This is a genomic window from Vibrio sp. YIC-376 (assembly GCF_052353105.1).
GTDB lineage: Bacteria > Pseudomonadota > Gammaproteobacteria > Enterobacterales > Vibrionaceae > Vibrio.
Genome location: NZ_JBBWFK010000011.1, coordinates 141789 through 149300 on the forward strand (window position 1 = coordinate 141789; position 7512 = coordinate 149300).

Here is a 7512-nt window from a genome sequence, read left to right on the forward strand (position 1 = left end):
TAAACCCGACGAGACAACAAAGGAGCGCGCTTCGCTCCTTTTTAATGTTTTCTATTCGTCCGTTAACAAAATAAGCTAGTTTCGACTGATGGGTAATTCGGTCGTGTACTTGATCGACTCCATCGCAAAAGTAGAGGTCACATTCGACAGCCCTTTTACGCTGTTTACGAGGCGCTTGTAAAACTTGTCGAAACACTTCATGTCCTTTACCAACACTTTCATCATGTAATCGTACTCTCCAGCCATGCGATAAAATTCCATGACTTCGGGAAAATCACTCACCGTCGTGACAAAATGGTGATACCACTGTTCTGAGTGATCGATGGTCTTAAGCTGAACAAATGCAATAAACGACAAATCCAGCTTTTCCGCACTTAACAGAGCAACTCGCTTTTCAATATACCCTTCGTCTTCCAGCTTCTTAAGACGTTTCCAACACGGCGTTGTCGTCAGGTTGACTCGTTCGGCTAACTCGTTTAACGACAACGTTCCGTCCGTTTGGAGCAAAGAAAGTAATTGCCTGTCTATTTTATCTAAGTTCATTTCCATAAATATCAATTTTTGGAGAAATAATTTCTACCAGATAGCAAAGATTGAGTAAATATAGCAAAGTTTTTCTCTTTACTTATAGGTAAATTATTTTCATACAGACCTTACCTTACCCCTATTTTCAAGGAGAGACGCGATGTGTTCTGATCATCAGTGGATCAATAACGCAGTACGTAAAATTGAAGCCGACTTTCAACGCTCTGCTGACACTCATTTGTTTAAACTCGATCTCCCTTCTTTGGACGGAATCGATATCTATTTAAAAGATGAGAGCACCCACCCTACTGGCTCATTAAAACACCGTTTAGCACGCTCTCTGTTTTTGTACGCAATTTGTAATGGTTGGATAGGCCCAGAAACCACCGTAATCGAAGCGTCGTCAGGCAGTACTGCGGTTTCTGAAGCATACTTCGCTCGCCTGCTCGGACTACCATTTATTGCCGTCATGCCCAAAAGCACCGCCCGAAAAAAAATAGAACAAATTGAGTTTTACGGTGGTCAGGCACACTTAGTAGAACGCTCAGATCAAATTTATGATGAGTCTCGTCGCCTCGCCGAAGAATTGAACGGGCATTACATGGATCAGTTTACTTACGCAGAGCGTGCGACCGACTGGCGTGGAAACAACAACATCGCGAACTCTATCTTCAGCCAAATGAAATTAGAGGATCACCCGATTCCAAGCTGGGTCGTAATGAGTCCGGGCACAGGTGGCACATCTGCAACCATCGGACGCTTTATCCGCTACCAAAAATACGAAACTAAACTCTGTGTTGCCGACCCTGAAAACTCGGTATTTTATGATGCATTCAAGTCAGGAAACTCCGCTTTGAAATGCGAGAGTGGAAGCAAGATTGAAGGCATCGGCCGCCCTCGGGTAGAGCCAAGCTTTATCGCTGGTGTAGTCGATGAAATGCGCAAAATACCGGATACCGCAAGTGTTGCGACTGCGCATTGGGTTTCAAAATTGATTGGGCGTAACGTTGGCGCATCCACGGGCACAAACCTTTATGCTGTTCTTCAGCTCGCCTGTGAAATGAAACTGCGTGGTGAAACGGGTTCTATCGTGACTCTGTTGTGTGACTCAGGTGATCGTTACCTGGATAGTTATTACGACTTGGATTGGGTGAAGAAAAACATAGGCGACATTCAGCCTTATATCGCTCAGCTTGAGGTCATCCAAGCGAGAGGCTGTGTAGAGCCAGCCTGCTGTGAGCCAGTCTCATAGCTTGATATTAAACAGCCCGCATCATGCGGGCCTTTTCACTCTTTTTAGAGTCACTACTTTTTCTGACGCGCTTCATAAGCCGCTAGCTGCTCCGGTGTCGCTGCAGGTTGGTGGTTTTGTTTCCACTCATCGTAAGTCATGCCATAAACACGCTCACGAGCGTCATCGATGTCTAAGTCGACACCTAGCTTTTCTGCTTCTGCTGTATACCACTTGCTAAAGCAGTTACGGCAGAAGCCCGCCAAGATCATTAGGTCGATATTTTGAACGTCTTTATTTTCATCTAGGTGAGCTAAAAGACGACGAAATGTCGCTGCATCTAATTTGTCCTGCTCTTCTTGCGTGAGATTTTTGTATTTGAACTCAGCCACTTTACTTTCCTTCTCGACTATTTAGCTTACTGTTCTCAGTTGGTTTGCGGGCACCGCGTCTTGTTTCGACGACACCTCTCAGCCAAACAAGATATGAGAACGACAAGCCCTATTATTGTATAAAATGATTCGTCACACAGGGTAACGCCAAGTCGCCCAAAACGCCATCACGTCATATGCAAAACATTGGACTGACCAATCTTCTCCAGATACAAAAAAAGCACCAGACGACAATCCATCCGGTGCTTTTTATCATCAACAATTACGTGTTCCTAAGGGTGAGCGATTCGGCCCTTAGTGTCCTTGCTCAATTCGATGTTCAGTTCTGCTTCTACATGACCTGGCGCACGCGTATTCGCTGCAATCAGTCTGTACATTGCAGGGATAACAAACAAAGTAACGAGTGTCGCGAAGCCCATACCAAAGAAGATAACCGTACCGACGGCAACTCGGCTTTCATAACCAGCCCCGTTAGATAGGATCAACGGTATCGCACCCGCTAAGGTGGTGAATGCTGTCATTAAAATTGGACGTAAGCGACGCGCAGCAGCATCAATAATCGCTTTTTCAAATTCAACACCACGGTCACGAAGCTGGTTAGCAAATTCAACGATCAAAATACCGTTTTTCGTCACCATACCAATTAACATGACCATACCGATCTGACTGTAAATGTTCATACCCTGGCTCATTACAATTAAGCCCAAGAAACCGCCAAATACCCCCATAGGTACTGTAAACATGACAACCAATGGGTTCACGAAACTCTCAAACTGAGCAGCCAATACTAAATAGGCAACTAATAATGCAAGAGCAAAAACAACGACAACGCTGGATTGGTTCTCTTTAAAGTCTTTTGACTCACCAGAGTAACTCACCGAAATATCACCCGGTAAAGTGGCTATCGCTTCTTGATCAAGGTAGCCCAACGCTTCACCCAATGTGTAACCATCGGAGAGGTTCGCGGTGATCGTGATCGATTTTTGTTTGTTGTAATGAGAAAGACGAATCGACGCTGCAACTTCTTCTATCTTGGTGACAGCATCAAGCGTCACTAACTCACCATGATTGGTACGCAAGTAAATTTGGCTCAAATCTGCCGCGTTGTTAAAGCTGTTCTCATCACCACGCAAGTACACATCGTATTCTTCACCGCGATCCACGTAAGTGGTTTCGCTTTTACCACCCAACATGATTTCAAGCGTATCGGAGATATCTTTTACACTTACGCCAAGTTCCGCAGCTCGCTGTCTGTCGACAGTAACCAAAAGCTCTGGCGTCTTCTCAGAGTAATCAATCTCAGCCCCTTCCATCATTGGGGAATCTTCCGCTTTATTTTTCAGTTCTTCCGCCCAAACCAGCAGCTCATCATAATCGGAACCACCTAAGACAAACTGGACGGGTTCGGTCGAACCACCCTGAAAGCCAGGCATAAATGGGAACACACGAACATCTGGAATCCCCGCTAATTCGCCACGAATCTTACCCAATGCCTGTTGAGCCGTAATGTCTCGCTCATTCCAGTCTTCAAGAATCATGATTACGAAACCAGTTTGGTCACCAGCCTGACCACCAAACGCCGGAGTCTGAATACTGAATGACTTCAGAAAACCTTGCCCAAGCAGCGGCATTAATCGGTTTTCAACAATATCCATATTTGCAGACATGCGGTTGTATGAGGTTGCATCAGCACCTCGCACAAAGGCGAAGATAACCCCCCTGTCTTCCTGAGGCGTTAACTGCGCAGGGACCTGATTCATCAGAACGTAGCTACCACCCATACACGCTAAAATGACCAGCGGAGCAACTAAACGAACTTTTAGCGCGCTTTTAAGTGCACGACGGTAACCGCTTTCGAGCTTGGAAAACAGACGATCGATCTCTCTGTTGAAGCGATTCGGTTTCACGTTCACTTTTAAAATTTGGCTGCCTAACACTGGTGTTAATGTAAGGGCAATCAACGATGAAAAAATCACCGACATGGCTAACAACACCGAGAACTCGGTAAATAGTAAACCCACCATGCCATCCATAAATGAAATCGGTAAGAAAACCATAACGAGAACGAATGTGGTCGCGACAACAGCGAATCCTACTTCTCTTGTTCCCTTATAGGCTGCTAACAACGGCGATTCACCACGCTCGATGTGATGGAAAATATTCTCAACCACAACAATCGCGTCATCGACCACCAGACCGATAGACAAAATCAGAGCCATCAATGTGATCAGGTTGATAGAAAAACCGAAGTAATACGCCGCAATAAAAGAAGAAATCAGCGATACAGGAACTGTCACGGCCGGAATCAATGTTGCTCGCGCCTGACCAATGAAAATATAAAGCACGAGAATAACCAGACCACCGGTAATAAACAGCGTGCTATAAACCTCTTCAATGGATCGTTCGATAAACACCGTTGCGTCGTAGTCAATCGCCAGACGAGTACCTTCAGGTAAGAACTTCTGGATGTTATCCACTTCAAAACGAACCGACTTTGCCACTTCCAGCGGGTTAGCATCAGACTGAGGTATCACCCCTAAACTGATGTTTACTACGCCATCACTTTTAAAGGTGGAGTTCTCGTTTTCGGCACCGATAAACACATCCGCCACGTCTTTCAGATAGATAGGAGTGTTATCCGATGCGCGTTTGATAACCAAATATTGAAAGTCTTCCGGTGTGTTGTAGGTTCGCGCCGTACGTACGGACATAACGGTAGAGTCATTACGCACTTCACCACCCGGGCTCTCCAGGTTTTCGTTACGCAGCGCCGTTGTAATATCCGACGCAGTCACCGCTCGGCCAGCCATGAAATCGGGCTTTAACTTCACGTACATTACTTTGTACAAGCCACCAGAGAGGTCTATCGAACTCACGCCGGAGATAAGACTAAAGCGATCCATCAACACGCGTTCTGCGTAGTCCGTCAGTTGGGTACGATCCATTTCTGATGAACTGAGATTGATATAAAGAGAAGCCTGCCCAGAACCATTATTCTTGAAAACAATTGGATCATCAGCTTCATCCGGCAACGAGCGCTGAGCACGAGCTACAGCATCACGCACATCACTAACCCCGGTGTTGAGGTCATAGCCCAATTCAAACGTGATCGTAATTCGTGAAGAACTGTTTCGCGTAGTTGAACTGATCTCATCAATACCACTAATACCTGAAAGCTGATCTTCGAGTACCGAAGTAATCTGGCTTTCAATGATAGTGGCAGACGCGCCTTCGTAACGTGTAGTGATCGATACAACCGGACTTTCAATATCTGGCATTTCACGTACGGCAAGTTTGGTGAATGACACAAAGCCAAACACACAAAGCAGCATGCTCAATACCAGTGACGCGACAGGACGTTTTACGGAAATGTCAGAAAGTAACATTAGTTCTCTTCCTTATCCGATTCGCTATTGATGCCAGTTGACGTCACTTTTTTCGTTTTAAGAGGGGCAATAATCTCTTCTACTTTTACACCGTCGCGCATATTAACGATGCCTTGCACAACGATCTTGTCACCAATTTTAACGCCCGATTCGATAACCACTTCGTTCTCAACACGCGCACCAAGTAGCACTTCTGTGCGGGTGGCTTTGTTATCATCATCAATGACATAAACAAATCGTTTAGTGCCAGAATACTCTAGCGCTTGAACTGGAATGATTGGGGCTTTAATCGCTGGAAATGCCAAAGAAGCATTCATTAACATGCCCGGCTTCAGGCGATTTTCCGGATTATCAAATTCAATACGTACGCGAAGGTTTAAAGTTTCCGTACTAATACGAGTATCTATACCAGTCACTTTACCGACAAAGGTTTGCTCACCCCATGCGCTGGTTTTCGCTTGGACTTGCATCCCAACAGAGAGCATCGACAAATAGCGCTCTGGCACTTGTAGATCAAGCTCCATGACAGAAAGATCATCTAGTGTTAAGAGGTCTGTACCAACACTGACCATTTTTCCGCGGCTAAAATCAATAAAACCAACTGTACCGGAGAAAGGTGCATCAATATGTAGATCGGCAAGGTTCGCTTTAGCCGCATCAAGGCGAGCTTCAGCTATCTGTACACTGGCTTTTTGAGCATCAATTTCGGTTTGAGTGATCGCATTACGCTTAACCAAACGCTGAAATTCAGTGAGTTTACGTTGCTCATCTTTAAGGTAGGCCTGAGCTTCAACAAGTGCTGCTCGAGCTTTGTCGTCGTTAAGCTTAATCAATAACCGTCCTTGCTGAACGTTCTGATTCGCTTTAACGGCAATGACTTCTACTTTGCCCGAGACTTCCGAAGCAACAACAACAGACTCCGCAGCCTTTAACTTGCCGATAAGCGATAAAGACTGATTGATTTCGTGCGTTTCTACTTGCTCTGTCACAACCGTTACAGAAGATGGGCCGCGCTGAGCCGCTAACGTGGTTTGCGATGCCATTAAGATAGAAAGCATTAAAACAGATAAGGATAAAGTGGCTTTCATGTTCATATTTTGATTACTTAACGAATAAATTCATGTCATTAAACTAGATACAGTTTATCAATAGTTACGTCGTCCAACGTCAAGTAGTGTAAATTCAGGAAAAAAATGAAAGTTTCTCTGTACAAAGGACAAACAAAACGCTGACTTTCTAACACCTTTGCCTAAAAAGGCAGCGTTCAATGCGAAAACGTAAGAAAAACGCTTTACAGCCCGAGCGAGTTTGCTATGATTCGCTCCGCACTTGAGAGATGAGTTGGGAAAACATCTTTTAAGTATGCTTTTTAGAGCATGAAAAATACCCTGGAGGGGTTCCCGAGTGGCCAAAGGGAGCAGACTGTAAATCTGCCGGCTCCGCCTTCGATGGTTCGAATCCGTCCCCCTCCACCATATTTCTTCTTGTGATCATTCTTTGAATTAGATCGTGAGAAACACTTGAAAGACTGCGTTGGGAAAACATCTTTTAAGTATAAAAACACCCTGGAGGGGTTCCCGAGTGGCCAAAGGGAGCAGACTGTAAATCTGCCGGCTCCGCCTTCGATGGTTCGAATCCGTCCCCCTCCACCATATTCTTCTTGTGATCATCCTTTGGATAAATTGTGAGAAACACTTGGAAAACGTGTTGGGAAAACTTTTTCTAAGTATAAAAACACCCTGGAGGGGTTCCCGAGTGGCCAAAGGGAGCAGACTGTAAATCTGCCGGCTCCGCCTTCGATGGTTCGAATCCGTCCCCCTCCACCATATTGAAGAAGCCAGCTCATCGAGCCTGTCTCTTGATCACAAGTCCTGTTCAAGAGACAGAGCGAGTTCGTAGCCTTCAAGGATGGCTTGTAGTTTTAGCCATCCTTCCCAGAGCGTTTTAACTGACGCTCTTCCATTTCTTTTACTGTCTT

At 45.3% G+C, this 7512-nt stretch carries 5 protein-coding genes and 3 tRNA genes; 4 read left to right on the forward strand and 4 right to left on the reverse strand.

Annotation, left to right across the window (positions count from 1 at the left end; translation table 11 throughout):
* Positions 1-75: 75 nt before the first annotated feature.
* Complete coding sequence (locus WJM94_RS19155) at positions 76-543, reverse strand: Lrp/AsnC family transcriptional regulator (RefSeq protein ID WP_444495791.1); 468 nt, start codon at positions 541-543, stop codon at positions 76-78.
* A 142-nt stretch (positions 544-685) separates the two neighbouring features.
* Between WJM94_RS19155 and WJM94_RS19160 the strand changes: the two genes are divergently transcribed.
* Positions 686-1777 carry a PLP-dependent cysteine synthase family protein gene (locus WJM94_RS19160; RefSeq protein WP_444495792.1) on the forward strand — a complete coding sequence of 364 codons (1092 nt, stop codon included), beginning with the start codon at positions 686-688 and terminating at the stop codon, positions 1775-1777.
* A 53-nt stretch (positions 1778-1830) separates the two neighbouring features.
* On the opposite strand, the gene WJM94_RS19165 is transcribed toward WJM94_RS19160, so the two are convergent.
* From WJM94_RS19165 to WJM94_RS19175, 3 genes are all read right to left on the reverse strand, one after another.
* Positions 1831-2148: a DUF1244 domain-containing protein gene (locus tag WJM94_RS19165; protein WP_444495793.1), complete on the reverse strand. Its 318-nt coding sequence runs from the start codon at positions 2146-2148 to the stop codon at positions 1831-1833.
* A gap of 272 nt (positions 2149-2420) precedes the next feature.
* Positions 2421-5534 carry a vibriobactin export RND transporter permease subunit VexH gene (gene vexH, locus WJM94_RS19170; RefSeq protein ID WP_444495794.1) on the reverse strand — a complete coding sequence of 1038 codons (3114 nt, stop codon included), beginning with the start codon at positions 5532-5534 and terminating at the stop codon, positions 2421-2423.
* Complete coding sequence (locus tag WJM94_RS19175; protein WP_444495795.1) at positions 5534-6628, reverse strand: efflux RND transporter periplasmic adaptor subunit; 1095 nt, start codon at positions 6626-6628, stop codon at positions 5534-5536. The genes vexH and WJM94_RS19175 overlap by 1 nt, the downstream gene beginning before the upstream one ends.
* Positions 6629-6924: 296 nt before the next feature.
* Here WJM94_RS19175 and WJM94_RS19180 point away from each other — a divergent pair.
* The 3 genes from WJM94_RS19180 to WJM94_RS19190 all read left to right on the forward strand — a co-directional run bounded on the left by WJM94_RS19180 (position 6925) and on the right by WJM94_RS19190 (position 7360).
* Positions 6925-7009, forward strand: a tRNA-Tyr gene (locus WJM94_RS19180).
* A gap of 92 nt (positions 7010-7101) precedes the next feature.
* Positions 7102-7186: transfer RNA gene (locus WJM94_RS19185), tRNA-Tyr, on the forward strand.
* Between the two features lie 89 nt (positions 7187-7275).
* Positions 7276-7360 (forward strand) — tRNA-Tyr (locus tag WJM94_RS19190).
* Positions 7361-7512: the final 152 nt, after the last annotated feature.